This is a genomic window from Streptomyces niphimycinicus, assembly GCF_018883605.1.
Classification (GTDB): domain Bacteria; phylum Actinomycetota; class Actinomycetes; order Streptomycetales; family Streptomycetaceae; genus Streptomyces; species Streptomyces niphimycinicus.
Genome location: NZ_JAHLEM010000087.1, coordinates 1 through 26,928, shown reverse-complemented (window position 1 = coordinate 26,928; position 26,928 = coordinate 1). Strand labels below are relative to the sequence as shown.

Below are 26,928 nucleotides of genomic sequence, written 5' to 3'. Positions count from 1 at the left end.
ATGGTTCACCGCGAAGGTGGCCGCGGCCCCCGGTCGACGCCGTTCAGCGCCGGCCAGGCGGCGACACCTCCCACGTCGGCGCCCAGCGCAGCAACCCCCTCGACCAGGCCACCCGCGACGCCGTCCGCGACGCCGCCCGCGTCCAGGCCCAGCGCGTCGTGCGCCTCACCACCGCCCTCAGGGCCGGCCTCGCCACCGCCTGAGCCCGCCACCCGGCAGAAACCACCCTGGGCCGGTCGGCCGTCCGTCCGTACGACGTCGTACGGACGGACGGCCGACCGGCCCAGGGTGGTTTCTGCCGGGTGGCGGGCTCAGGCGGTGGCGAGGCCGGCCCTGAGGGCGGTGGTGAGGCGCACGACGCGCTGGGCCTGGACGCGGGCGGCGTCGCGGACGGCGTCGCGGGTGGCCTGGTCGAGGGGGTTGCTGCGCTGGGCGCCGACGTGGGAGGTGTCGCCGCCTGGCCGGCGCTGAACGGCGTCGACCGGGGGCCGCGGCCACCTTCGCGGTGAACCATTTCTGGTTCGACACCTGCCGGTAAATCCATGCAGCACGCGGCTCGGGGCGGCGTGGCATCGGATGCGAGCGTTCCATCGCAGGTCAAGGCCGTGACGGTTGCGGCCTTCCCTGGCGCCGCCGGAAAAGCTTCGTGTTAACTCCGGGACCACCCCTTGCCAAGCGGAGATAGTACGTGTTCGGATTATCTCCGTCGGCCGGACGACACAACCGGTCCGAGTCCACTGTTCGCCATGGGCGGCGAGGGGCCCTGTGCCCTGTCCGCTCTTCGCCATTCCCCTCGACCGCCGCCTTCAGAGCCTGGCCGCGGCATGCCCGCCGTCACCACAAGGCCGCGGTCGGTACCGCAAGCGACCTGGGAGGAAAACGTGTTCGATCTCTCTTCCGCCGATCTGCTCGACGCCTTCACCCGCGAGTTGCGACTGTGCAAGGTCCGCGAGGGCGAGCACGTGGTCGTACTGTCGGAGCCCGGCAGCCGGGGCGACTACGTGGCGGCGGCCTTCGGCGCGGCCAAGGCGTGTGGCGCACACGTCATCGCGGCAACCGTTCCCGGGGGCAGCCCCGCGCCGATGCCGAGCACACACACCGGCGCCGGCCCCGGGCTGCTCTCCGTCCTCAACGACAGCGCCGCCCAGGACCTGCTGAAATCCGCGGACCTGGTCGTCGACCTGACCCGCGAGGGCTTCATCCACGCGCCGGTACAGCAGGAGATCCGGCGGGCCGGCACCCGCATCATCTTCATCTGCGACGCGCCCGACGTGCTCATTCGCAATCTGCCCAAGGCAACCGACAAGGCGGAGGTGCAGGAGGGCGTCGACCTGCTGAACAGGTCGTCCGTCATGCGGGTCACCTCGGACGCGGGCACCGACCTGACCGTGCAGCTCGCGGGCTCCAAGCCGGAGTTCCAGTGCGGCTTCGCCGACGATCCGGGCCGCTGGGACCACTGGCCGAGCACCATGGTGCTGTGCTGGCCGGAGATCTCCGACGGACAGATCGTGCTGGATGAGGGCGACATCCTGCTGCCCTTCAAGGAGTACGTCAGCAGCCCCGTCACGCTTCAGGTATCCGACGGCCACATCGAGAAGGTCTCCGGCGGAGCCCAGGCCCGGATGCTGTCGACGTTCTTCGACGACGCGCAGGACCGTTGGGCACGCAGCCTGTCCCATATGGGCTGGGGGCTGATGCGTACGGCCGACTGGTTCGCCACGGCGATGTACGGCAAGGACGAGCTGATGGGCATGGACGCCCGAGCGTTCGCGGGGAATTTCCTGTGGTCGACCGGTCCCCACCCGGTCCTGGGCCGCGAGTCGTACGCCCACCTCGACATCGCCATGCGGGGCTGCACCGTCTCGGTGGACGGCACCGAGGTCGTCACCGCCGGGACACTCACCGACCGCTGAGCGCCGCCGGGGGCGAGCCGCCGTACCGCCGCGCACAAGACCATGACGCGCCCGCACATTGGAGGAAGAGTGGCGTCCAGTCAGTCGTTCGAAGTCACCGTCGTCGGGGGAGGACTCGGCGGTCTGACCGCCGCCCTGGCGCTGCGCCACCGCGGCCTGCGGGTCACCGTCCTGGAACAGGCCGCAGAACTCGGCGAGGTCGGCGCGGGCATCCAGACCGCGCCCAACGCCAGCCGCGTCCTGATGGGTCTCGGGCTGCGCCGGCAGATGGAGTCCATCCGCACGGAGCCGCTCGACCAGGTGCGGCGCCGGTGGACGGACGGCCGGATCGTCGGCCTGACCTCGCTCGGGCAGCGCTGCAAGGACGAGTTCAACGCTCCGTACTGGCACTACCACCGGGCCGATCTGCACCGCATGCTGCTGGACGCCTGTGTGGACCCGGCGGGCCCCGGGCCCGTCGTGGCGGTCCACACCTCCAGCAAGGTCGTCGAAATGGACCGCACCGACCCCCTGCGGCCCGTGGCGGTCACCGAGGACGGACGGCGCCACGGCGCCGATGTGATCATCGGCGCCGACGGCGTCCGATCCCAGGTGCGGGACCTCATGGGCGCCCCCGACACGCTGCTGTTCTCCGGCGAGATGGCCTACCGGGCGCTGATCCCCGGTGAGCTCATCGCGGCCGACCCGGCCACCCGCTGGCTCGTGGACCGCTATCAGAGCACCATCTGGTACGGGCCCGACCGGCACCTCGTCCACTACATGATCCGCGGCGGCGACTACCTGAACGTCGTGGCGTGCGTCCCCTGCACGGACGCGGTCCGGGAGAACTGGACCCTTCCCGCCACCGTGCAGGACCTCGTGGACGCGTTCCCCGGCTGGGACGACCGTGTCCCGGCGATGCTGTCCAAGGCGAAGGACGACGTCATGGCCTTCGCCCTCTACTACCGGCGCCGCGACCCCGTATGGCTCGACGGCCGCGTCGCCCTCCTGGGCGACGCCTGCCACGCGATGCTCCCGTATCAGGCGCAGGGCGCATCGCAGGCCATGGAGGACGCGGCCGTACTCGCCGAGGAATTGGGCGCTGTCACCACCTCCGGCATAGAAGGGGCGCTGCGCCGCTACGTCGACCGGCGCGCCAAGCACGCCGGGATGGTCCAGGACGCGTCGCTCGCGAACAAGACCTTCTACCACCTGGCCGACGGCCCGGAGCAGCGGGCCAGGGACGAGAAGCTCAAGAACTTCGACGGCGAGTCGGACGTGTCGTACGACTGGCTGTGGAGCGGAACGCCGCTCAACGACCCGGATCTGGGGGCGTTCTCCTACCAGTTCGCCCGCTGAGCCCACCGCCCGTGGCGGGAGCCCCCCACACCGAAACCCGCACGCCCGAGATGCGCGTACCACACCCGCAACGGCGCGGCATGCACCCGATACGCGACCACCGTGGAGCGAACATGAAAACCGGTGATCAGATCGTTCAAGAACTTCCCTGGAGATGGGGCGTCCAGGGACGCATTTTCATCATCGGAGGTCTCGGCTACCTCTTCGACGCCTATGACATAGCCCTGAACGGTTTCCTCATGCCGCTCCTGGGCTCCCACTTCGGCCTCTCACTCGGCGGGCGCGGGCTCGTGGCGACCGCCAACCTCGTCGGCATGGCCGTGGGGGCCATCGCCTGGGGCGCGGTCGCGGACCGCATCGGACGCACGAAGGCGTTCAGCGTCACGCTGCTGATCTTCGCCCTGTTCTCGGTGCTGGGCGCCCTCGCGCCCACCTACCCGCTCTTCCTGGCCCTGCGCTTCCTCGCGGGGGTGGGGCTCGGCGGCTGCATCCCCGTCGACTACGCCCTGGTCGGTGAGTTCTCGCCGCGGGCGTACCGCGGCCGGGTGCTCACCGCGCTCGACCTGTGGTGGCCGGTGGGTGTGACGCTGTGCGGCCTCGTCTCGACGGTGATGCTCCCCCTCGACGGCAACTGGCGCTGGATGCTGGCGACCATGGTGCTGCCCGCGCTCCTGCTGTTCTGGGTGCGCCGGGGCATCCCCGAGTCACCGGTCTACCTGACGAAGAAGGGACGCGAGGCCGAGGCCAGGGCCGTCATCGACGACCTCGTCGCCCGTACCGGCGCTCCCGCCGAGCCGTACGTCATCCCGGAGCCCGTCGCCGGGACCGGCCGACGCGGTGTGGCCGCCGCCGTGGAGCAGTTGCGCGACATATGGGCGCACAGCCCGCGCATCACCTCCGTGGCCTGGTCGCTGTTCGCCACCGTGATGCTCGTGTACTACGCGGCTCTCAGTTGGATGCCCTCCATCCTCAAGGAGGAGGGCCTGGGGGACACCGCCACCTTCATGAACACCACCGTGATGAGCGGCGTCGGCATCCTCGGCGTCCTCGTCTCCACCGCCCTGGTGGACGTGGTCGGCCGCAAGTGGCTCATCGGGGTCTCGGCTCCGGTCGCCACCCTCGCGCTGGTGGTGTTCGCGCTGGTGATGAGGGCACCGACCGGGTCCGTCGTGGCGATCGCCGTGTTCGGCTTCGTCATGCAGCTCACCATCCCCGCCATGTACGCCTACGTCTCCGAGCTGTACCCCACCCCTCTGCGGGCCAGCGGCTTCGGCTGGGCCTCCTCGGTCAGCCGGGCACTCACCGGGTTCGCGCCGCTGCTGTTCGGGTCGGTGATGTGGCCGGCACTCGGGCTCGCCGTGACGTTCGCCGTGCTCGGACTCGCGGTGCTGGCCGCCGTCATATGGATGGCCATCGCGGCGCCGGAGACGAAGGGCCGGGGCCTGGACGGGGACACGGCGGACGTCCGGGCCAAGGACCCGCGCGCGGTTCGCGAACAGACGGTGGTCTAGGCCGCCGGGACACCCACGCAACCGCACATCAGGCGACCCCACGCAAGGGAGGACAGGAATCCCATGAAGCCCGCGCCCTTTCAGTACCACCGGGCCCGTGACGTAGCCGGCGCCGTACGGCTGCTGGCCGAGCTGGGTGACGAGGCCAAGGCCATCGCGGGCGGACAGAGCCTGGTCGGAATGATGAACTTCCGGTTGGCCCGCCCGCACCACCTCGTCGACATCGGCGGCCTCCGGGAGCTCGACCGCATGCACCGGGATGCCGACGGCGCTCTGCGTATCGGGGCGCTCACCACCCACCACACGGTGGAGAGCGACCCGGCGGGCACACTCGCGCAGGGCTTTGAGGTACTGCGCCGGGCCATGGCCTGGATCGGGCATCTGCCGATCCGTACCCGCGGCACGGTCGGGGGCAGCATGGCACACGCGGACGCCACCGCCGAATGGTGTCTGCTCGCGGTGCTCCTGGACGCCGAATTCGTCGTACGCGGCCCGCTGGGCGAACGCACGATCGCGGCCGGGGACTTCTTCCTCGGTTACTACACGACCGCCCTCGCCCCGGACGAACTCCTGGTGGAGATCGTCTTCCCACGGACGGCGCCGCACGCGGCGCTCACCGAGTTCGCCGAGCGACGTGGCGACTTCGCGATCGTGGCGGCGGCCGTGGACCTCGACGTCGTGGACGGCGCCGTACGCGGCGGCCGGGTGGCGCTCGGTGGTGTGGCGGCAGCGGCGATCCGCGTTCCGGAGGCGGAGGCGGTGCTGACCGGCGGCGGCTCTTTCGACGCCTGTGCGTCCGCCGCGGCGGCGGCCGCCGACCCCCCGGGCGACGCGTCCTGCGGCCCGCTCTACCGCAAGGAACTGGTCCGGACCCTGGTCCGGCGCGCCTGTGAGGAGGCGATGTCCCGATGACACGCCAGGAACAGGGGCGGCCACTGGTCGGCCGGTCGGTCCCGCGCCGGGAGGACCGGCGGCTGGTGTCCGGGCGCGGCCGGTTCGTCGACGACATCGCCCTGCCCGGCATGCTGCACGCGCAGTTCGTGCGCAGCACGGTCGCGCACGGCGAGATCGTGTCCGTGGACCTGTCGGCGGTACGCCGTGTCCCGGGCGTCGTGGCGGCGTTCACCGCGGACGACCTGGCCATCGCAGACATCACCGCTCAACTGGGGCGGCCCCGGTCGCAGTTCGTGCCGACCGCCATGCCGGTCCTCGCCCGCGACAAGGTCCGCTACGTCGGTGAGCCCCTCGCGATCGTCGTGGGCCTCGACGCCTACGCCGCGGAGGACGGCCTGGAGGCGGCGCATGTGGAGTACGCCCCGCTGCCACCGGTCCTCGGCGAGGAGACCGCGCTCGCCGAGGACGCGGTGCTCGTCCATGCGGAGGCCGCCCGCAACACCCTCGTGGACGTCTCACTCTTCGCGACCGAGGGAATCGACGACATCTTCGACGCCGCGCACCGCGTCGTCGAGGTGGACGTCACGACCGGCCGTCAGAACGCGCTGCCGCTGGAGACCCGCGGCGCCGTGGCGCACTGGGACGACCGCGAGGAGCAACTTCTCCTCCAGACCTGCACCCAGGTTCCGCACCAGGTGCGAACGGTCGCCTCGCGCTGCCTGCGCCTCGACGAGCGGGCCGTGCGGGTCGTGGTCCCCGACATGGGCGGCGGCTTCGGCCAGAAGTGCGTGGTCGGACGCGAGGAGATCGCGGCCGCCGCGGCCGCGCTGAGAATCGGGCGGCCGGTGAAGTGGATCGAGGACCGCAAGGACGCCCTGTCCGCGTCCTTTCTCGCCCGCGAGCAGCACTACCGGGCGCGCGCCGCCTTCGACGCCGACGGCCGGATCCTCGCTCTCGACGCGGACGTGGTGTGCGACATGGGCGCCTACTCCTGCTACCCGTTCACCGCGGGCATCGAGCCGCTGATGGCGTCCGCCGAGATGCCCGGGGTGTACAAGGTGCCCGCCTACCGTGTCCGCGGCCGGGCCATCACCACCAACAAGGCGCCGACCGCACCGTACCGGGGCGTGAGCCGCCCGCAGTACGTGATGGTCGTCGAGCGGCTCTTCGAGCGCGCCGCCCGCGAACTCGGCCTGGACCCGGTGGAGATCCGCCGCCGCAATGTCATCACCGACTTCCCCTACACGGGCGTCAACAACATCACCTACGACCCCGGCTCGTATCTGGAGTCCCTGAACCTGTGCGAGCGGGCCGTCAGGGACGAGGGCTGGTACGACACGCGGACCGCGGCGGCGGCCGAAGGACGGCACATCGGCATCGGCTACGCCTGCTTCAGCGAGCGCACCGGATACGGCTCCTCGGCCTTCGCGCAGCGCAAGATGCAGGTGGTGCCGGGCTTCGACATCTCCGAAGTACGGATGGACACCAGCGGCGCGGTGACGGTCACCACCGGCACGATGAGCCACGGGCAGAGCCACGAGACGACAATGGCGCAGATCGTCGCCGACACACTCGGCCTCGACATCGCCCGGGTCAGGCTCCACCAGGGTGACACCGACCGTGTCACCTACGGCTGGGGCACCTTCGCGAGCCGGTCCATCACCGTCGGGGGCAGTGCGGTGCGTCTGGCCGCCGAGCGACTCGGCGACAAGCTGCGCGCCATCGCCGCCGCCCTGTGGGACACCGAGCCGGAGCAGGTGGAGCTGGCGGACGGCCATGTGCGCCGCCGAGGCGGCGACGGTGCCCGTGATGTGCTCACCCACCAGGAGATCGCCGACGTCGCCTACCTCCGGGCGGATCTGCTGCCCAAGGACATCGAACCGGGTCTGACCGCGACCGCCACCTTCGACGTCTTCAACGACGGCACGTTCTCCAACGCCACCCACGGTGTGGTCGTCGAGCTCCACCAGGACACCGGGCAGGTGGAGATCCTGCGATACGTGTGCGTCGAGGACTGCGGCGTCGCGATCCACCCGCAGGTCGTGGAGGGACAGTGCCGGGGCGGGATCGCGCAGGGCATCGCCGGTGCCCTGTACGAGGAGGTGACCTACGACGCGGTCGGCGAGCCGTCGGCGACGAGCTTCATGGACTACAAGGTGCCCACGGCACACGAGATCCCCGACGTGTCGATCCACCACCTCGAAACCCCTTGCGCGTTCACGGCCACGGGAGCGAAGGGCGCCGGAGAGGGCGGCACCATCGGGGCGCCCGCCGCCGTCCTCAACGCCGTCAACGACGCCCTGCGGCCCACCGGCACCGAACTCGACCACACTCCCATCACGCCACAGACCGTGCACCGCGCCCTGAACCCGGAGCCCGTTCCATGACCGATGACACCTTCACGACGCCGCGGGAGCCACAGCTCATCGCGTTGAACGTCAACGGCGAGCAGCACGAGGTGATCACCGAAGCCCGCCGCACCCTCGTCGATGTGCTCCGCCACGAGCTGCGCCTGACCGGCACCCACGTCGGGTGCGAGCACGGCATCTGCGGCGCCTGCACCGTGCTCGTCGACGACCGGCCGGTACGTGCCTGCCTGATGTTCGCGGCACAGGCCGAGGGCGCCCGCATCCGTACGGTGGAATCCCTCGCCGACGGCAGCCGGCTGAGCGACCTCCAGCGGGCGTTCAGCGAGCACCACGCCTTGCAGTGCGGTTTCTGCACACCGGGGTTCCTCATGCTCGCCGAGGGCTTCCTCGCCGAGCGGCCCGAGGCGACCAAGGAGGAGATCCGGGAGGTCGTCGCCGCCAACATGTGCCGGTGCACCGGCTACCAGACCATCGTCGAGGCGATCGACGCCTGTGCGACGGCCCGCCGCCGGGCCTGCGCACAGGCGTGCCACAGCAAGGAGAACTGACCTATGCAGCTCACCAACTCCATTCCGGTCAAAGCCTCACCCGATGACGTGTTCGCCTTGATGAACGACGTCGAACGGGTCGCCTCGTGCATGCCGGGCGCCGCCCTCGAAGGGCAGGACGGCGACACCTGGAAGGGCAGCGTAAAGGTCAAAGTGGGGCCGATCACGGCCGCGTACGCCGGTACGGTCCGCTTCCTGGAAGTCGACTCCGAGCACCGGCGGCTGCGAGTCCACGCCCGCGGCGCCGACACGCACGGAAGCGGCGACGCGGAGGCCGAAGTCGTCCTCGACGTGCTGGGCGCACCCGAGGGCGCGCTGCTCCAGCTCGCCACGGATCTGGTGATCCGGGGCAAGATCGCTCAGTTCGGCAAGGGGGCGATCGGCGCCGTGTCGGAGCGGATCCTGCGGCAGTTCGCGCAGAACCTGGTCGGTCTGCTCGACCAGGAGCATGCCGCCGGTCCACCCGGCCCGCTGTCCGCGGTGCCCGCCGCCCCTTCAGCCACCGCTCCCGCCGGCGCGCACCCCGTCCGCACGCCGGCCGCTCCCGCTCAGCCCCCCGAACTCGACGGCCTGTCCATGGTGTTCGGCCCCGCCGCCGCCAAGTACGGGATGCTCGCCGGGGCGTTCGCGCTCGGTCTCGTCCAGGGCTGGCTCGCCGGCCGGATGCGTGCCCAGTCACGCGAACTGCGCTCCCTGCGGAGGTCGTTGTGAACGACGCGCAGTACGGGCAGGACACGGAACGCACCTACGAACGGGCGGGCTTCGGCGCGCCGGTCCGGCGCGGCGCCCGGCCGGCGATCGTCGTGGTCGATCTGACACGCGGGTTCACCGAGGACCGGTTCCCGTCGGGGGCCGATCTGACCGAGGTGGTCGGTGCGACGTCCGCCCTCATCGAGGCAGGCCGTCCCGCCGGAGTGCCGGTCGTCTTCACGACCATTGCCTACACCGCGGCCGAGGCGACCGGAGACGCGGTGACCTGGCTGCACAAGGCGCGGGGCATGCGGGCCCTGGTCGAGGGCGGTGAGGAAGTCACGATCGATCCACGGCTGCCGCGTGCGGCACGGGACCACGTGATCGCCAAGAAGGGCGCTTCCGCGTTCTTCGGCACGACGCTGGCCTCCTTGCTGACCGGGCTCGGCCGCGACACCGTGCTCGTCTGCGGGGCGACGACCAGCGGCTGCGTGCGCGCCACCGCGGTCGACGCCGTGCAGTGGGGGTTCTCGGTGCTGGTTCCGCGCGAATGCGTCGGCGACCGCGCGGCCGGCCCTCATGAGGCGAACCTGTTCGACATCCAGGCCAAGTACGGCGACGTGATCGACCTGGAGGACGCCACCGCCTACCTCTCAGCGCTCCCGGGCGCGGCGTCATGACCTTGCCCTACCCGCACCACCCGCCGTTGGAGGCCGCATGACCCCGCATCCGCACCCGTCCCCGGCTGCCCGCCGCCTGCCGCAGAGCGCGCTCGCCGATCTCGCCGATGTGCCCGCCACGAGCCGCTGGGTGCGCTCGGGCGCCACCCGCCTGCACGTCCTCGACTACGGCGGCACTGGTGTCCCGCTCCTCGTCCTGCCCGGCATCACCAGTCCCGCGATCACGATGGACTTCGTCGTGCGTGAGCTGACCGACCTCGTACGTCCGGTGGTCGTCGACGTCCGCGGGCGCGGGCTGTCCGACGGTGGCGGCGACTACGGCCTGGAGGAGTACGCCGAGGACACGGAGGCCGTCGTCACGCGGCTCGGGCTCGACCGGCCGGTGCTGTTCGGGCATTCCATGGGCGCGCGCATCGCCGCGGTCACCGCGGCCCGGAACAAGGTCCCGCTCCGGGGCACGGTCCTGGGCGACCCGCCCATGAGCGGCCCGGGGCGCGGACCCTACCCGACCCCCGTCGACGCTTTCCTGGACCAGCTCGCCCAGGCCGTACGCGGCACCACCGCCGCCGAAGTGGCCAGGGCATGGCCACGGTGGCCGCACCGGGAGCTGGAGTTGCGGGCCCGATGGCTGGCCAGTTGCGACGAGGAGGCCATCACGGCCACCCACCGCGGTTTCGAGAGCGAGGACTTCTTCGACTGGTGGCCCTCCGTACCCGGCCCCACGGTGCTGCTGTACGGCGCGGACAGCCCCGTCGTCACCGAGACGGGCGCGGCGGAGGCGGCCCGGAGGAACCCCACGGCCTCACTGAGCCGGATACCGGACGCCGGCCACATGCTGTTCTGGGACAATCCTCCCGCCGCTCTCGCGAGTCTGCGGGAAGCACTGCGCCCGATGCTCGCCTGACCGGTGGCCCCTCGATTCCCAGCCACTCGAACCCCGCGCCGGGGCGAGGACGGGGCGTGCTTAAGTAGGCGCCATGGCTGACGAAACCGCACCCTCGACGTCCGCGCGGCCCCGGCCACCCGCCGCGCTGACCACCGCGCCCGGGTACCAGGTCCGGCGCCTGTACCAGGCATACCTCGCCGTCTGGATCAGGGCGGTCGACCCGCTCCTGACCGGGCCGCAGTTCGCGGTGCTCCAGGTCGTGGACGCGAGCCCGGGGCACGACCAGCGTTCGCTGGCGTCAGCGGTCGCCCTCGATACGTCGACCATGACGGACGTCGCCCGCCGACTGGAGAAACGCGGCCTGATCGTCCGCAGAACGGCCGCCGACGACGGCCGGCGCAAACTGCTCTACCTGACGGAGGAAGGCAAACAGACCCTCGACGACGCGAACCGCCGCGCCCGCCTGCTCGACGAACAGCTCCTGGAGCCGTACGGACCACAGCAGCGCGACGACATCACGAACCTGCTCGCATCCCTCGCCGACCACTGGGAGCAACTGACCCAGGACGGGTGAACCGCCGTGGCACGGCAGGCCACGGGAACGGGCCCTGGGACCTCGGCGAGCCCCGTACACCGGACAACCGGAGGATTCCGTGACCGACCACCACGTCGGCCTGATCGTGCCCAGCTCGAACCTCACCATGGAAAAGGAGTTGCCCCGGATCCTGCGGCTGCGCGAATCGGCAGTCCCCGAGGACCGGTTCGTGTTCCACAGCAGCCGGATGCGCATGCAGCATGTGACCCCCGAGCAACTGCGCGCCATGAACGCGCAGACCGAGCGTGCCGCCCTGGAACTCGCCGACGCACGGCCGGACGTCGTCGCCACAGCCTGTCTCGTCGCGATCATGGCCCAGGGCCCGGGGTACCACTGCACGGCGGAGGACGAGATCACCACGGTGCTGCGCGCCCAGGGCGCACAGGCGCCGGTGGTGTCCAGCGCGGGTGCCCTTCTCGACGGCATCAAGGCACTCGGGGCCAAGCGGGTCGCGATCATCACGCCCTATATGAAGCCGCTCACAGGGCTGGTCGCGAACTACATCGAGGACGCGGGCATCGAGGTCGTGGACGCGCTGAGCCTTGAGGTACCGGACAATCTTGCCGTGGCCCGGCTGGACCCGGCGGATCTGCTCGACCACTGGCGGCGCCTGGACCTGTCACGTGCCGACGCCCTCGTACTGTCGGCATGCGTCCAGATGCCGTCACTGCCGTCGATCCAACCGGCCGAGGACGCGGTCGGCCTGCCCGTCCTGTCCGCGGCCACCGCCACGGCGTACCGCATCCTCGTCGAACTCGGCCTGCCCCCGCATGTGCCGGGCACTGGCAGCCTCCTCGGCGGCCGTCTTCCCACCCCTGCCCGTAGCGCTCCGGAATAGCTTCACCTGAGCTGGTCCTACCGTCCAAGCGTGGCTCTGAGCTTGACTCTGTCGGTGATCTTGTAGTTGTCGATGTCAGCCGCCGGCGGTCCGCCAGGACTTGAGCCGGGGGGATTCCATTTGGTCCAGGAAGTTCTGGAAGGCCGTCGGTCGCCGTGGCGGGAAAGACCGCAGGGCGGGCGTCGGTGCTGGCTACGGTCCGCCTCGTACCGGTGGAGAGTCTGACTGGCAGCACGGCCATCGCCGCCAAAAAACCTTTCGCGCGTGCCGCCGTCCGGATGATGAGGTGGCACGGTGACCAACCACGATGAGGCGGCGGATGTCCGTCCGTTGGCCCTGGCCTGGGTGAACCGGCACCTGGAGACCGGTGAACGCATCGTCGGAACCGAGGCGCTGCACGGCGGCATCACTGCCGAGATGCGGCGGCTGACCATCGGCACGCGGGGCGGAGGCACCCGTGACCTGGTGCTGCGGACCTTCGTCGACCCGCTCTACGGGGAGCACGCCGAGGACTGGCTGAACCGGGAGACCGGCGCCCTGACGCTGCTCGCGGGGAGCGGTGTGCCGGCTCCTGGGCTGGTCGCGGTTGATCCGACCGCCGCGCAGTGCGAGTACCCCTCGCTCCTGATGACTCATCTGGCGGGCCGGGCGGTCCTGGACGATGGGGGAGTGGAGGCCCGCGTCCCTGTGCTGGCCCGTCAACTCGTGGCGATCCACGCGCTGCGGCCCGCCGTGCGGCCCCGGGAGTACGTGGCGTTGACGACCGCCGAGACCGTGGTGACTCCCAAGGGCGCCGACGCGGCGGTATGGGCCGCGGCGATCGACGTGATCCGTGAGCCCGCGCCGCCCTATGCAGGGCGATTTCTGCACCGGGACTTCCACCCCGGCAACGTGCTGTTCGACATGCCGCCCGCACCTCCGGGAGGTGCCCGGATCACCGGCGTCGTCGACTGGGCGGGGGCCTGCTGGGGCCCGGCGGATCTCGATGTGGCGCACTGCTCCACCAATCTCGCGCTGCTGCACGGCCCGGCGTGGGGGCAGCGGTTCGCCGAGGCGTATGAGGAGGCCGGCGGGGTGCTGGCGGCGGCCGCGAGCGAGCGGCTGTACTGGCGGGTGCGGGACGGGCTGGCGTTCTCGGAGGAACTGCGGTTGGTGGCGCGGTCATGGCGGGAGGCGGGGAGGGCGGAGCTGACGACGCGGGCCGTGGAGGAGCGGCTGGACGCCTATGTCACCGCCCTGATGGACGCCCTGGGCTGAGCCAAGGCGGTCCGGGACGCGCCCCGGCCTCATCGTTCGTCGCTCAAGGGAACCGACAGTTGGCGTCCCGTCTGCGCCTGACCGCTACCGGACTCCACCGGGCCGTGGCCGTCAACGGGCCGTACGGGTCAAGAGCTCCACGACAATGGCGCGCACCGCGTCGGGGCACTCGTACATCGGGCTGTGTCCCGCGTCCACCGTGTGCAAGGTGGCGTTCGGGAACGTGTGAGCCGTTGCCGCGGCGTCTGCGGTTGTGCGTACCGGGTCGTGCCGTCCGTGGACGACCGCGACCGGTACGTGGATCGTGGGAAGGGCCGCTGTCAGATCGGTGTCGCGCTCGCTCGTCAGCGCCTCCACGGCTGACCGCGTGGGGACGGCGCGGCCGTAGGCGAGGAAGTGCTCCAACGCGGCGAAGGGTTCCTCGCTCAGCGCCGGGAGGCAGGCTGGGCTCTCGGCGCGCAGGCCCCGCGGAGCGTGGGCTTTACACGCCGGGGCGGCTCAGCAGGAGACGCCGTCGGCAAGGAGAAATGTTTCGGATTTATCCTTGCGTGCCCCTCGCAGGCCGTGGCATGGTACCGGCATTGATCTGAAGTTTCCATCACAGGCACACACGCGAGGATGGTTGCAGAATGCTCGACAGGAGACACTGCCTTTCTCTGCTGGCGGCCGCCGGAGTCGGCGCGAAGATCACTCTCGAACCGACGATTTCGCAAGCCCGACCGCTCGACGCGGGGGTTGCCGGAGCGGGTGGCCAGGCTGCGCGATTGAGCCGTTCTCTGCGAGAGTTGCACGGCTCCCTCCGGGTGTTGATTCGGAAATATGAGGGCACGACGCTGCGCCAAGCCCAAGAATTTGACGGCGACACGCTGACCGACGGCCCGCGGCAGTGGCATCTGGAGTGGGAGACGCGGCGGGTGCCCGATGATCACGGATGGGAGGTCACCCTGACATGCACTCTGGAGAAGGGGGAAGCAGAACAAACCACGATCTCTGTCGATTTCCCATTCAAGAACTGGGAGACCGCGAACTACGTGATGATTCCCGGAATAGTCTATAACGGCAATCGCTATCGGGTCATCGGCGATGGATATAATCCGGACTACCCGGCCGACATGTACTACAATCCCCGGACACCGCTGACAATATCGAATAACCCACGACTGGCCTCCGATGTCGTGATGCCTTCGCGGATCGAACTGGAAACTTGCTCCACTGCCGCCCCAGCGATGAGCTTCTTCTCGCCTAAGTTGAGGAAGGGCTGGATCGTCCTCACGGAGCAAGGAACCCGACTGGGCAATAGTGGACTCTCGGTTGAAGAGAGCGCGAGCAGGGAAAGCTGTGAATTCCGCATTTCGGCGCCCGTCGTGCGCCAGCAAGTGGCCGGTTTCGGCGATTTTCGACCGAGCGAGGATAGGGCGTCGAACTGGGCTCCCGGTGACTCGGTGTCGATTCGCTTCCAGGTCTTCACCTTCGATGCTGACGGAATTCCGGCAGTCCTGCAAAAGTTCATGGATGTGCGAAAGTCGCTTACTGGCCCCACCATGCCTCGCAACCTGCTTCCGATGAGCAAGCTGGCGGAGCTTGGCACCGACATCTGCCGGGGCAATTTCACCGAAACCAAGGCTGGCAGGTACTATCTGCCGGAAAATTCTAAGCACTTTCAATTGGGTTGGGTCAGCGGCATGATCAACACCTACCCCATGTTGGCTCTGAATGACCCGACGGAACGCGGCAGGGTCTCCGAGGAGCTTGACTTCGTCTGTTCCCGCATGAAGGGGCGAAGCGGATTTTTCTACGGCTTCATCAGCGAAGATGGCGCGATCCGCTCAGAGAAGGCTCACCCCGACTTTCCGGCGGTACAGGCGATGGTGCGAAAGAACGGAGACGTACTCTTCTGGTTGATCAAGCATTTGATGCTGCTGAAGGCACAAGGGCATGGCGGCGCCATCAAGGAATCCTGGGAATTGGCCGCGGGTGGCCTGGCCGCGGCCTTCACCCGGATCTGGCGAAAGCACGGAGAATTCGGTCAGTACATCGTGCCCGAAACAGGCGATATCGCCGTCTACAACTCGACGGCCGGCGCCATCGCTCCGGCCGGGCTTGCCCTGGCGGCTGAATACTTCCATCGTCCGGACTGGTTGGCCGTAGCCGAGGAAGCGGCCGAATTCTACTATGAGCGCGACATCAAGTCCCGTGGATTCACCAGCGGAGCGTGTGCGGATATTTCACAGGATGCGGATTCCGAATCGGCATTTGGTCTCCTGGAGTCATTCATGGCGCTGTACCAGTACACCGGAAAGTGGGGGTGGCTGGATCGCGCGAAGGTCCAAGCCGCGCTGTGCTCGTCCTGGACGCTTGCGTACGATCCGCTGTTCCCGGCAGACAGCGATATTGCGCAACTGAATGGAAGGATGGCCGGCGCGGTTTGGGCAAGCAGCCAAAACAAGCATGCCGCGCCCGGCGTCTGTACGTCCTCCGCAGACCACCTGTTCAAGCTCTATCGAGCGACTGGGAAAAAGAAGTACGCTGAACTCATCAGGGATATCCAGCATGCCCACGCCGAGGCCGTCAACATGCCGGGACATATAACAACCGACTACCTAATCGGTTCGAGCATGGAGCGGATCCAGCCCAGCGATGCAGAGGGCAAGGGGGCCGTCGGAAATTTCATCAAGACGAGAAACTCCTGGACCGAGACCAACGGCATCTTGATGGCACTCGAACTTCCGGGAATCTACGTGCGGCCCGGGGAAGGAGTCCTCTTTTCCTTTGACCATGTCGAGGCTGAATACGTCCGCGAGAGCCGTCATGCCGCCGTAGTCCGCTTGACGAACCACACGGCCTACGCGGCACGGGTGTCGGTGCTAGGGGAAACGGCCCGCCAATCGGCCCGCCCCCTTGGGTACACGGCGTTCCTTGATTGGCCGCGAGTCGAAGTCCCGGCCGGCGGGGTGGTCACCGTGAGGGTCACGAGGGATGGCAAGGTCACAGGTCAAACCTGATCCGGCCGCATCCCACCCAGGCAGCGGGACAGGGCTCGTTCAAAGTCCCGGTCTTGACGAGAAGCGGCTGGTCACGGACGTATGACGATGCGGGAGGTGGCCGCTACGCAGGCATCGAGGCTCCGGTTGTACAGGGTGACCTTCCCAAGTCGCCCTGTACAAACGGAGCCTCGATGTGTGTCGTCAGTCTGCCACCGTCTGCCTGACCAAGACGCCGTCCCGTCAACACCGCGCCATTGCGGAACTGATGCTCTACGGCTCGCCGAGCCGAGCCAGGGGTGTTTGACCGACGGTCGGTGTCGTCCCCATACGGGGACGACACCGACCGTCGTCGCACTGTCTACTTTCCGTTGATGGCTATTTCGAGCAGGTCGGTCCTCGACCCGTTCGAGTCACCGTCAAGCACGAGCCTCACGTACTGGGCCTCCGCGCTGATCGGGTACCGGTCGTAGAACCCGAAATAGGCGCTCCCCGTGGGTCCGTTGACGGTGCCGGAATCCTTCCAGGTCTTGCCGTCGACACTGGTCTGGATCTTCATTGTCCTGGGCGTGTTGAGGTAATCCTGCTCCAGCGTGTTGAAGTTGATGTCGACGCTCGAAATCTCGTGCTTCTCCGGCAGCTTGAACTGAATCCAAGCCTTCTCGTTCGCCGGCACCGACCACTTCGACTCATCGAACCGGTCGGCCTCGATGAGCTTTCCGTCGGTGAGGTTCGACACCGCGTCCTGCTGCTGGTCGGCGGTGATTTTGGCGTCCTTCGCCAGGTTCTTGTGCGGCAGCAGATCCAGGAAGACCCTGTTCGTCGTGAAGGTCTTTCCGTCCAGCCTCACATCCGCCCAGACGACCCCTCGGGTGAGGGCGTCCACCTGCGGCGTGAAGATCTTGCCGTCCTTGAACTTGAACGTGTCCACTTCCTTGACGGAAACCGGCTTGTAATTGTCGCCACCGTCCAGGTCGACGATACCGCCGTGCCACGTGACCTTTGCGGCGTCCAGGCCGATGGCGCCGCCGGCGTCCGACCGGCCTTCCATCGCGTACTTCAGCCCGCCGTTCAGGCCGAATTCGCCGTACGTCTCTTTCCCTTCCACCAGCAGCGACGCGCCGATCATGTCCTCGGCGACGTAGACGCGACGGTCCTTGACCCGCACCTTCAACGTGTCCTGCTCGGTCACGCCCGCATGGGTGCCGCGTACCGTAATGCTCGTCGTGCCGTCGGACTTCGGCGTCACGATTCCGTCTCGGCGAACCGTCGCCACCTCAGAATTCGAGCTGGAGTACTTCACGTCGGAAAGCTTGGCCTTCAGTGCGGGGTACTTCATGTAGCCCTCGGCCTTGACCTTCAGCTTCCGCGGCGAAATCTGCTCACCGGTCGCGGTGACGTCGGTCAGCTTGTACCTGCGTTCGGGATTGTCCGTCTCGATCTTGATGATCGTGTCGATGGGGTCCTCGTGCACATCGTCCAGATTGATGGTCAGGCTGTCGCCTTCCTGGCGGAATGACTTGACCGGGATGTCCTCGTTCAGCCACTGCACCGACTTCACCCGATCCTTGACCGGGCGAATGGTCAGGGACTTGTCGGAGATCGCGTCGAACCCCTTCTTGCCATCCGGCCCCTTGATGATGTGCAGGTAGATGTTGTTGTCCCGGGCCGTCGCGTAACCCCACTGCGGGCCGGTCTTGCTGTCGGGGAGCGCGAACTTCTCGTAATTCCCTCGCCCGTCGTCCTCGTAGCCCTGGCCGGCCAGGAAGTACGGAGTCGTGCCCGTCGTGGACTCGTGCCGCTCCGGCTTCCCCTTCGGCCCGAACCAGTCGGCGAGCTTCTCTCTCACGTCGATGAACTCCTGGACGGCCTTCGGGTAGCGCGTGGCGATGTCCTCGGGGGAGTTCTGGTTCGGTCCCCGGCTGTCGATGACACTCTGGTCATTGTTGTCGACGTGGCCCCGGCCGGCGTTCATCACCATCTCTTTCGAGACCTGCCGGAAGTCGTCGCGCTTCTCGTAGTACGGCGACATCATGTTCTTGGTGTGGATCATCTTCCACGGCTCCATGACCGTCCGCTTCAGAAGATGATTCTTCCCGCCGTTGCCGTAGATGCTCGACGCCTCACCGGTTCTCAGGTCCGGATCGCCGTACTCCACCCCCCACGCGTTCGAGTTCACGATGATCTCGTCGCTGTAATTGCGGATCAGGCTGTACATGACGTCGTAGTTGGCGTCGGGCATGGCCTGCGGGCCGTCGAAGTAGAGGTAATCCGGGCCGTAGCGGTGGATGAGATCCTCCACATTCTGCACGAGCACATCAGTGGAATGATGCTGCAGACCCCCGCCCTCGGTCGCGTAGTACAGACCGAACTTCATGCCGTGGCGCTTCACTGCCTTCTCGTACTGCTTCAGGCCGTCAACCACCCTCCCGTTCTCGTCCTTGGGAAGGTACTCCGCCCTGATGTGCTTCGGGTCCGCGAACTTGGACGGCCAGAAGTAGTTCTGCTGCAGCGATTCGATCGACACCAGCGAGTGCCCTTGGCGCTTCGCCCGTGCCGCCCATCGATCGGCGGAGAAGTTCGGGTCCACGAAGTAGTTGTACGTCGGGGTGGAGTGCGTCAGCGCGCTGACCCTGCCCTCCTCGAACCACTTGCTGGGGTGTTCTTTCACCGTGATGGTGAAGTTCTTGGAAGCGGTCTCCCCGTCCTTGTCTGTGACCTGGACGGTGAAGCGGTAGTCGCCCGGCTTGGTGTTGCGGCTGATGATGCCCTTGGGGCTGTTCAGATCGACCTTTCCGTCGACCAGCCCGTTGGCGATGGAGCCGTCAGAGTTCAGCTCCAGTCCACCGGGCAACTTCCCGTCGACGATCTTCCAGGTGTAGCCAGGCGCGCCACCGGCTGCCATGAACTGGAAATTCGAAGCGCCGACACCGTACTTGTTGCCGGCCGCCGACTTGTTCCAGACGTACGGCCACTCCTTGTAGCCGACCGGCATGTTCCTCTTCGGGAACGGAGTTTCGGTCGCGTCCTTGGTCGAGTCGCCGGTCGAGAGCCCTTGTGACACGATCTTCAGGTCTTCCGACGGTCCCGTCACGGAGTTCACCAGATCGTCGATCCTGTTGCCGGCCTCATCCGCCACCCGGCCGTAGAACCCGAGATAGGCGACGTTCTTGTCCTTGGCGATCGGCACACCGTTGGAATTCACGTCCTCTGTGTAGGTGTGCTTGATCTGGATCATCAGCTTGTTCCAGCCCGCCTGCAATTGGACTACTTGCTTGGTGAGGTCCTTCTGCACTTCCACCGGGGTACTCGGACTCGTCACCGGCTTGTCGTTCACGAACAGTCGGTAAGAACCGCTCGCTCCGACATTGAAGCTCGCCTTCCGCTCGACCGGACTGTAGACGTACGAGTGCGCGTACACATACTTGTTCCTCGTATCGACACCCTTCTTCACGGAGTAGTACCCGTAAAGATCCTGATAGTCGTCGTAGGTCCGGTTGTAGATGCGGTCGTCGACGTACTCCCACTTCCTGCTTTCGTCGCCGGATCGCAGCGATGCGCCGACCTTCGGGGAGATCTTCGTCTCTCCGTCGACCGGCGCATCGAACGGGCCGGAAACCAGCCACGAGTTGATGAAGGGAGCGTTCCCCGCCGTCTGTTGCGCGTATGCCTGTTTCGTTTGCGGCAGGCCGAACAGGAGTGATGCGACGACCGCTATCCCTAGCAGACAGGCGACCTTTTTGAAGCGTCTTCTCACTGCCGAGATCCTTTCTTCCATCGTTAAGATGAGACTCTGCGTCGGAGTGGCATGGGCCGGGATCTCGATCCGGGAGACGTGCGCCGAAGCGCCGCACGCGCATTGTTCGTACTCTTCTGGCACAGAGCCGGGGGCCGGGAGTGGGGGCGGGGAGCGAGAGAGAGCAGGTGAAAGGGTATTCCCGCCGCTCCGTCCGGACGGAAGTCCCTTGCCCTGCCGGGCGGACGCCCAGCAGGAGATGCGACCTAGCGTGCAGCCGGGCGCAGGACGAGTCAAGATATAGATATGAACTATTTTCTCCCCAGAGGTAGGGAGATAGTTGCTGTCTATCGCTGGCCGTGTGCGAACTGCGCGGCCAGGTCTGCCTGCGGAGGGGCCACGTCGACGGCTCGTCCTCCGTCCCGCAGTGACGTGGTGGCGGCGTGGCCGGCGGCCACCGCCTCCCGGGCCGCCACCGCAGAGGTGACAGCGGCCCCGCCCTCCCGTACGGTCCAGGGTTTCTGCATCCTTATCGCGGTCGCTCATCAGCAGGAGCCGTATCAGGGTGAACATGCTTGTCAAGGCCAGGGGCAAAGCCACTCCCAGGACTCCTTCGACACCGACGTGTTCACGATCGACTGGGACACCCTCACTGCCAGCTACCCGCAAGGCCACCCCAACACTTGGTCCGGCACCGGAGTGCGAACGTCATCTCCCTCCCCGCTGCTACGGTCAGGCGGCGCAGGTTCTTGGCAGACTGCTCTATGTGCACCACCGCAACTGACCAGCCTGGTCCTTGATTGCCTATGGCCTGACAACGATCCCCCGTTTGAGGATCTTGCCGGTTGCTCCTTTTTTTGGGGGGGGCCGGTCGGTGACGGTGACGATCCGCGGGTACTTGTAGGCAGCAACCCGCTGTTTGACGTAATCGCGTATCTGACCGGCCGTGGTTTATGCGCCCTCCCGGAGCGTTACCACGGCGGCTACCTCCTCCCCGTGGATCTCGTGCGGCACGCCGACGACGGCGGCCTCGGCGACGGCGGGGTGTTCGTAGAGCACCTCCTCGATCTCGCGCGGATCCCCGGCGAGCGGTGGGCCCCGATGCTGGAGGTGTGCCACCTTGACTGAGCACACTGCCGCGCACGCGCCCGAGCGCATCGACGTCCACCACGTGTGGGACCTTGAAGTCCGAGACCAGCCATGGACCGTGGACCTGCCCTCTTTACGCCGCTCGTTCTCCTTTGAGGAGCTGCGCCGGCAGATACGCGCCTATAGGTGCAGGAGGAGCCCGATCCCGAATGGCTGGTCAGGGCTGAGGTTCTGCGCGGGCTGAAGGCCGTGGCTGACGCCGGTCTCGCTTACGACGTGCTGGTCACGCCGTCCCAGCGGCCCACTGCGATCGGGGCGGTGCGTGCGGTGCCACAGCTTCGCTTCGTCCTGGACCACGGTGGGAAACCGGTGATCGACATCGGAGAACGGGAGCCGTGGGCCTCGCACATCGGCGAATTCGCGCAACTGCCCAATGCCGCGGTGAGACTGTCCGGCTGGTGACCGAGGCAGGTCCGGAGTGGACGGTCGCCGAACTCGCCTGCTACGCGGATGTGCCGGTGCCGCAAACTGTGGCCGGGGAGGGGGAGCGCGCTGATGCGGATCGCCCTGTTCGTGACCTGCTTCAACGACACCATGTTCCCGGCCCCGGCAAGGCCGTGGTGTCGGTGCTGGAACGCCTGGGCCATGCCGTGAAATTCCGGCTGGAACAGACCTGCTGCGGCCAGATGCACTTCAACACCGGCTACCGGCCCGAGGCGATGCCGCTGGTGCGCCGCTTCGCGGAGGCCTTCGCCGGCTACGACGCGGTGGTCACCCCGTCCGGCTCGTGCGCGGGCATGATTCGCGACAACCATCCCGTCCGGGCCCGGTAGCACGGCGACGCCACGCTGCGGACCGCCGTGGCCGGGTTAGGGCTTTGGGTCTACGAGTTCTCCGAGCTGCTGGTGAACGTCTTGGGCGTCACCGATGTCGGGGCGTATTTCCCGCACCGGGTCACTTACCATCCGACCTGCCCTCGCTGCGGATGCTCCGGGTGGCCGACAAGCCACTGAAGTTGCTGCGTGCGGTGCCGGCATCGAACTGGTGGAGCTGCCCGGCGCAGAGTCCTGCTGCGGCTTCGGCGGCACCTTCGCACTGAAGAACGCCGACTCCTCCCAGACCATGCTCACCGACAAGGTGCGCTGCGTGCTGGATACGGGAGCGGAGGTACTGACGGCGGGCGACAACTCCTGCCTGATGCACATCGGCGGCGGCCTGTCCCGGCTGCGGACCAGCGTCGGCACGCTGCACCTCGCCGAGATCCTCGTTTCGGCCGAGGGGGAGTTTTCGTGAGCCCGGACAACGTGGTGTGGCTCGGCGTTCCCGGCTTTCCGGAGGCTGCGCGCGACGCCCTGGCGAACGGCCGGCTGCGCCACAATCAGCGCAAGGCCACCGGCACCATCCACGACAAGCGACTGCGGGTTCCGCCGAGCTGGAGGACCGGGAGCGGCTGCGCGAGTCGGCCGCCTCGCGCAAGCGGCGGACCCTGCGCCATCCGGACTCCGCGTGTGAGTGGAGCGCGGTGCCCCCGCGGCAGTCGCAGTCCCCACTGATCGTGAGACGTAGGTGCACGAAGCTGCGCGCTGAAGCTATGTTAAAAGCATCTTTGAGCGTGATGAGCCAGACTTGTGCAGGAGAAACCCATGACCCATGTATCCGCGGAGATCGCGAGCCAGCCAGAGTGCTGGCGCCGCGCGCTGGAGCTGAGCCCCAACGGCCTGCCCGAACCGGGCGAGCGCGTAGCCGTCATCGGTTGCGGCACCTCGCTCTACATCGCGCAGGCCTACGCGTCGCTGCGCGAGTCGGCCGGCCTCGGCGAGACCGATGCCTTCGCGGCCTCCGGCTTCCCCGCCGCACGTCGCTACGACCGGGTTCTGGCTATCAGCCGTTCCGGCACCACAACCGAGGTGCTGGCGGCGCTCGAACAGACACGAGGGACACCCACGGTCGCCGTCACCGGCGATCTCGCGACGCCGATCGCCACATCTGCCGGCAGCATCGTCGACCTCGCCTTCGCAGACGAGAAGTCGGTCGTGCAGACCCGCTTTGCGACCACGTGCCTGGCGCTGCTGCGCGGACACCTCGGCCTCGCCCCGGCAGACCTGCCCGAGCAGGCGGAGCAGGCGCTCCTCGCACCGCTGCCCGAAGGCACCACCACGGCACAGCAGTTCGCCTTCCTCGGCACCGGCTGGACGACGGGCATAGCCAACGAAGCAGCACTCAAACTGCGGGAGGCATCCGGGTCCTGGACCGAGTCGTACCCGGCCATGGAGTACCGGCACGGTCCGATCAGCGTCACCGGACCCGGCAGCGTGGTGTGGTTCTTCGGCGAGCCGCCCACCGGTCTCCTCGACCAGGTCCGCTCCACCGGCGCCGTCGCCGCGCTCTCCCCGCTGGACCCGCTCGCCGACCTGATCCGCGTCCAGCGGCTCGCGGTGGAACTGGCCGAGAGCCGGGGCCTCGACCCCGACCAACCACGCAACCTCACCCGCTCGATCATCCTGACCCGGCCATGAGCGAGCACATCGCGAGACCGGTCGACCGACTGGTGATCGCACTCGATGTCGGCGGCACTCAGATCAAGGGTGGCGTGTTCGCAGGTGATGGCACCGCCCTGCACTCCGAGCGATGGCCCACCAGGGCGGAGTGCGGGCCGGACGCGGTGATCGACACGATCCTCACCTGCGCCGACGAACTAGCCGCCGTCGCCAAGCGCTCGGGCCGGCCTGCGGAAGCGTCAGGCATCGTGGTCCCTGGCATCGTTGACGAAACATCAGGTACCGCGGTCTACTCCGCCAACCTCGGCTGGCAGGAGGTGCCGGTGCGGCAGTGGCTCACCAAGCACCTGGGCCTCCCGGTCGCCTTCGGACACGACGTCCGGGCCGGCGGCCTCGCCGAGGCGCGCCTGGGCGCCGGCCGCGGCTGCGGCGATTTCCTCTTCGTGCCGCTCGGCACCGGGATCGCCGCTGCCGTCATGGCCGGCGGCCGGGCCCTGTCCGGTGCCCACGGGTCCGCCGGAGAGCTCGGCCATCTGATGGTGCGCCCCGCAGGCGAACCCTGTTCCTGCGGCAACCACGGCTGCCTGGAGACCTTCGCCTCCGCCTCCGCCATCGCCCGCCGTTACACCCAGGCGACGGGAGAGCGAGGAGTCACCGCCAAGGAGGTTCAACGCCGCGCCGAGGCCGGCGAGGCGGACGCCGCCAGGATCTGGGGCGAGGGCATCGAGGCACTCGCCGACGGGCTGACCGCCATCGTCACGCTCCTCGATCCCGAGCGCATCGTCCTCGGCGGCGGCCTGGCCAAGGCAGGTGAGCCGCTCTTCGCCCCGCTCCGCACCGCGCTGGCCCGGCGGCTCACCTTCCAGCGGGCGCCGCAGCTGCTCCCCGCCGAACTCGGCCACGAAGCAGGCTGCCTCGGCGCCGCCCTGCTCGCCCAGGACCTCCTGCACAGCCGGAGCCGTCCGCGAGGCGGTGCCGGATGATCCTCGCCGTCACCCTCAACGCCGCCGTCGACGTCACCTACTACCTCGGCCAAGTCCACCGGCACGGCAGCAACCGTGTGCACGAGGTCGCCCAGCGGGCCGGTGGCAAGGGCATCAACGTCGCCCGGGTACTCACTGCGCTCGGCCACGACACCGTCATCACCGGCCTGGCCGGCGGCGCGACCGGCGAGGCCGTCCGGACCGACCTGGCGGCATCCGGGCTGCGCGACGAACTGATGGCCATCGAGACACACCCGCCCCGGCGACTCGCAACGCGTCCTGGTCGGCGACCGGGTGGTGGACGTATTCGTGCAGGATGCCGAGAACCGGTACGACGCCGCACTGGGCATAGTGCACACCCGCGGCACTGCGATCACGTCCTTGGGTACGAACAGCGGCCACGACCCGGCGAACTACACCGACGGCGACCCCGACTCCTTCTACTGGTCGGACGGGCCCCCGGCGGTGGGCGACTACGTCGGCGTGGACCTGGGCACGGTGCGTCCGATCAGTACCGTTGACATCCTCATGGCCAATGCCACGAGCGATGAGGACTACATCCACCAGGGGACGCTGGAGTACTCGTCCGACGGTACGACATGGCAGTCGCTGGGGAACTTCAGCAACACCACCGAGGTGAAGGCGGAGGCCCCGGCGGGTACCACCGCCCGGTACGTGCGACTGCGTACCACCGCAGCGCAGGGGAACTGGGTGGTGGCCCGGGAATTCACGGTCGGCTCAACGCTGGCGGCGATCACGGTCTCCGGGACCCCCGCTCCTGCGCCGGGCTCTTCGTTGGCAGATGTGGCGGACGGGGACCCCACCACTACCTATCGCGCCGGGGGTCCGCCGGCTGCCGGCGACACACTTGTCCTGCATCTGCCGTCGGCGAAATCACTGGACTCGGTGCTGGTCCTCCAGCCCGGCGCCGGCCGCGCCCGGGCCGTGGTACAGATTCAGGACGGCGGTGCGTGGCGGACCATCGGGTCGCTGAAAGGGCCGTACACACACCTGTCCGCGCACGACGTCACGGCTCACGCGGTGCGTCTGCTGTGGACGGCCGGGAGCCGGGCCCCAGTGATCTCCGAGGTCGTGCCGCGGTACGCCGCTGACTGATCGGCCGGCCCGTCGGCCGCAGGTCCGCTGATCCGCCGGTTCCGGCGGTGATGCGGGCCGGCGGACAAGCACGTACTGGTCGTGCGCGTACTCATGTGAGGGGTGTCGCCGAGCCGCGCTGTCCTGCCGTACACGGGAGCTGATCCCGGCGCTTTTCACGTCGATGGCTGATCCCAGTCTCGCGATGACATCCTGGGGTTCTTCCTGTCCGTCGACGCGATGGCTGCCCATGTTCCGAGGCCGAGGCGTTGCGGCGCCGTCAGTGCGCCACCCCGAACAGCTCCTTCTCCACCCGGTCGAGTGCGAGCCGTGCGCCGCCGAGTGCGACCGCCTCGTCGCCCAGGGCGGATGCGGCCACCTCCACGGGGAACAGGCACAGTTCGGCGAGGCGGGCACGCAGCGGGGTCAGCAGCAGGTCCCCTACGCGGGACAGGCCGCCGCCGATGACGACGAGCTCCGGGTCGACAGTCAGGACCATCGCCGCGACACCCTGCACCAGGTCCGCCGCGAAGTCGTCGAGGGCCCGCAGCGCGTGCGCGTCCCCTTCGCGGGCCGCGGCGAACAGGGCCTCGGGATCGGCCCAGCGGCCGGGCAGCCGGCCCGGGGCGGTGTGCCAGCCGGAGCCGGGCAGGACGCCGATCTCACCTGCCGCCCCGTTGCGCCCGACGTGCAGCCTGCCGCCGAGCAGCACGCCGGCGGAGACGCGGTGCCCGACGTGTACGCAGAGCACGTCCTGGTGGCCGGCGGCCACGCCACGCCAGTGTTCGCCGAGCGTCGCGTACGCGGCGTCGTTCCCGGCGACGGCCGGCGCGTCGAACGCCTCGGTGAGAGTGGTGGTCAGATCGGTACCGGCCCAGTCCGCAAGGCGCGAGCTGAGCGTGACGGTGCCGTCCGCGGAGACGATGCCCGTCGTGCCCGCGCCGACCGCGCGCACATCGGCGGTGCGCAGTCCGGCGCCGCGCAGCGTTCGGTGGCCGAGCGCGCGGGCGGCCGCGAGCCGTTCCTG

Annotated in this window: 24 protein-coding genes and 3 pseudogenes; 22 read left to right on the top strand and 5 right to left on the bottom strand. The window is 68.3% G+C overall.

Annotated elements, in window-relative coordinates:
* The 14 genes and pseudogenes from KN815_RS10430 to KN815_RS10365 form a co-directional block, all read left to right on the top strand.
* Positions 1–203 (top strand): annotated as a pseudogene (locus KN815_RS10430) (hypothetical protein); the annotation flags it as partial.
* A gap of 99 nt (positions 204–302) precedes the next feature.
* Positions 303–509, top strand: a complete 207-nt coding sequence (locus KN815_RS51850; protein ID WP_216341490.1) for a hypothetical protein — start codon at positions 303–305, stop codon at positions 507–509.
* 372 nt (positions 510–881) lie between these two features.
* Positions 882–1,913: a 2,5-dihydroxypyridine 5,6-dioxygenase NicX family protein gene (locus KN815_RS10420; RefSeq protein ID WP_216341489.1), complete on the top strand. Its 1,032-nt coding sequence runs from the start codon at positions 882–884 to the stop codon at positions 1,911–1,913.
* Between the two features lie 69 nt (positions 1,914–1,982).
* On the top strand, positions 1,983–3,251 hold the full coding sequence (locus KN815_RS10415; protein WP_216341488.1) for an FAD-dependent monooxygenase: 1,269 nt from the start codon (positions 1,983–1,985) through the stop codon (positions 3,249–3,251).
* A 113-nt stretch (positions 3,252–3,364) separates the two neighbouring features.
* Entirely contained in the window at positions 3,365–4,762 is a 1,398-nt protein-coding gene (locus KN815_RS10410; RefSeq protein WP_216341487.1) for an MFS transporter, read from the top strand.
* A 63-nt stretch (positions 4,763–4,825) separates the two neighbouring features.
* On the top strand, positions 4,826–5,674 hold the full coding sequence (locus tag KN815_RS10405; RefSeq protein ID WP_216341486.1) for an FAD binding domain-containing protein: 849 nt from the start codon (positions 4,826–4,828) through the stop codon (positions 5,672–5,674).
* A complete protein-coding gene (locus KN815_RS10400; protein ID WP_216341485.1) occupies positions 5,671–8,043 on the top strand; it encodes a xanthine dehydrogenase family protein molybdopterin-binding subunit in 2,373 nt (790 codons plus the stop codon). Before KN815_RS10405 ends, KN815_RS10400 begins: the two co-directional genes overlap by 4 nt.
* A complete protein-coding gene (locus KN815_RS10395; RefSeq protein WP_216341484.1) occupies positions 8,040–8,573 on the top strand; it encodes a (2Fe-2S)-binding protein in 534 nt (177 codons plus the stop codon). The genes KN815_RS10400 and KN815_RS10395 overlap by 4 nt, the downstream gene beginning before the upstream one ends.
* 3 nt (positions 8,574–8,576) lie before the next feature.
* Positions 8,577–9,284 (top strand): SRPBCC family protein, encoded by a 708-nt coding sequence (locus KN815_RS10390; protein WP_216341483.1) that lies wholly within the window; start codon positions 8,577–8,579, stop codon positions 9,282–9,284.
* On the top strand, positions 9,281–9,943 hold the full coding sequence (locus tag KN815_RS10385) for an isochorismatase family protein (RefSeq protein ID WP_216341482.1): 663 nt from the start codon (positions 9,281–9,283) through the stop codon (positions 9,941–9,943). The genes KN815_RS10390 and KN815_RS10385 overlap by 4 nt, the downstream gene beginning before the upstream one ends.
* Before the next feature lie 37 nt (positions 9,944–9,980).
* Positions 9,981–10,847 carry an alpha/beta fold hydrolase gene (locus tag KN815_RS10380; protein WP_216341481.1) on the top strand — a complete coding sequence of 289 codons (867 nt, stop codon included), beginning with the start codon at positions 9,981–9,983 and terminating at the stop codon, positions 10,845–10,847.
* A 73-nt stretch (positions 10,848–10,920) separates the two neighbouring features.
* Positions 10,921–11,403 (top strand): MarR family winged helix-turn-helix transcriptional regulator, encoded by a 483-nt coding sequence (locus KN815_RS10375; RefSeq protein WP_216341480.1) that lies wholly within the window; start codon positions 10,921–10,923, stop codon positions 11,401–11,403.
* Between the two features lie 79 nt (positions 11,404–11,482).
* Positions 11,483–12,262 (top strand): maleate cis-trans isomerase family protein, encoded by a 780-nt coding sequence (locus tag KN815_RS10370; protein WP_216341479.1) that lies wholly within the window; start codon positions 11,483–11,485, stop codon positions 12,260–12,262.
* A gap of 294 nt (positions 12,263–12,556) precedes the next feature.
* Positions 12,557–13,519: a phosphotransferase family protein gene (locus tag KN815_RS10365; protein WP_216341478.1), complete on the top strand. Its 963-nt coding sequence runs from the start codon at positions 12,557–12,559 to the stop codon at positions 13,517–13,519.
* A 111-nt stretch (positions 13,520–13,630) separates the two neighbouring features.
* On the opposite strand, the gene KN815_RS10360 is transcribed toward KN815_RS10365, so the two are convergent.
* Positions 13,631–13,924 (bottom strand): alpha/beta fold hydrolase, encoded by a 294-nt coding sequence (locus KN815_RS10360; RefSeq protein ID WP_216341477.1) that lies wholly within the window; start codon positions 13,922–13,924, stop codon positions 13,631–13,633.
* 224 nt (positions 13,925–14,148) lie between these two features.
* Between KN815_RS10360 and KN815_RS10355 the strand changes: the two genes are divergently transcribed.
* A complete protein-coding gene (locus tag KN815_RS10355; protein ID WP_216341476.1) occupies positions 14,149–16,521 on the top strand; it encodes a hypothetical protein in 2,373 nt (790 codons plus the stop codon).
* Positions 16,522–16,861: 340 nt separating this feature from the next.
* On the opposite strand, the gene KN815_RS10350 is transcribed toward KN815_RS10355, so the two are convergent.
* The 3 genes and pseudogenes from KN815_RS10350 to KN815_RS10340 form a co-directional block, all read right to left on the bottom strand.
* Complete coding sequence (locus KN815_RS10350) at positions 16,862–20,278, bottom strand: galactose-binding domain-containing protein (RefSeq protein WP_216341475.1); 3,417 nt, start codon at positions 20,276–20,278, stop codon at positions 16,862–16,864.
* A 305-nt stretch (positions 20,279–20,583) separates the two neighbouring features.
* Positions 20,584–20,763 carry a hypothetical protein gene (locus KN815_RS10345; RefSeq protein ID WP_372458312.1) on the bottom strand — a complete coding sequence of 60 codons (180 nt, stop codon included), beginning with the start codon at positions 20,761–20,763 and terminating at the stop codon, positions 20,584–20,586.
* 277 nt (positions 20,764–21,040) lie between these two features.
* Positions 21,041–21,313: pseudogene (locus KN815_RS10340) on the bottom strand (AMP-binding enzyme); the annotation flags it as partial.
* A gap of 198 nt (positions 21,314–21,511) precedes the next feature.
* Between KN815_RS10340 and KN815_RS10335 the strand changes: the two are divergent.
* From KN815_RS10335 to KN815_RS10310, 7 genes and pseudogenes are all read left to right on the top strand, one after another.
* Entirely contained in the window at positions 21,512–21,787 is a 276-nt protein-coding gene (locus KN815_RS10335; protein WP_216341474.1) for an amidohydrolase family protein, read from the top strand.
* Positions 21,784–22,158 (top strand): heterodisulfide reductase-related iron-sulfur binding cluster, encoded by a 375-nt coding sequence (locus tag KN815_RS52120; protein WP_372458311.1) that lies wholly within the window; start codon positions 21,784–21,786, stop codon positions 22,156–22,158. Before KN815_RS10335 ends, KN815_RS52120 begins: the two co-directional genes overlap by 4 nt.
* Positions 22,159–22,252: 94 nt before the next feature.
* Positions 22,253–22,618 (top strand): heterodisulfide reductase-related iron-sulfur binding cluster, encoded by a 366-nt coding sequence (locus tag KN815_RS52115; RefSeq protein WP_372458310.1) that lies wholly within the window; start codon positions 22,253–22,255, stop codon positions 22,616–22,618.
* Between the two features lie 350 nt (positions 22,619–22,968).
* Positions 22,969–23,841, top strand: coding sequence for an SIS domain-containing protein (locus tag KN815_RS10325; protein WP_216341473.1), 873 nt, complete (start codon positions 22,969–22,971; stop codon positions 23,839–23,841).
* Positions 23,838–24,806, top strand: coding sequence for an ROK family protein (locus KN815_RS10320; protein ID WP_216341472.1), 969 nt, complete (start codon positions 23,838–23,840; stop codon positions 24,804–24,806). Before KN815_RS10325 ends, KN815_RS10320 begins: the two co-directional genes overlap by 4 nt.
* Positions 24,803–25,048, top strand: a pseudogene (locus KN815_RS10315) (PfkB family carbohydrate kinase); the annotation flags it as partial. The gene KN815_RS10320 and the pseudogene KN815_RS10315, both read left to right, overlap by 4 nt.
* A 67-nt stretch (positions 25,049–25,115) precedes the next feature.
* Positions 25,116–25,922: a discoidin domain-containing protein gene (locus KN815_RS10310; protein WP_253208875.1), complete on the top strand. Its 807-nt coding sequence runs from the start codon at positions 25,116–25,118 to the stop codon at positions 25,920–25,922.
* Between the two features lie 259 nt (positions 25,923–26,181).
* Here KN815_RS10310 and KN815_RS10305 read toward each other — a convergent pair.
* Positions 26,182–26,928: ROK family protein (locus KN815_RS10305; protein ID WP_216341470.1), on the bottom strand; the 747-nt coding region annotated here is incomplete at its 5' end.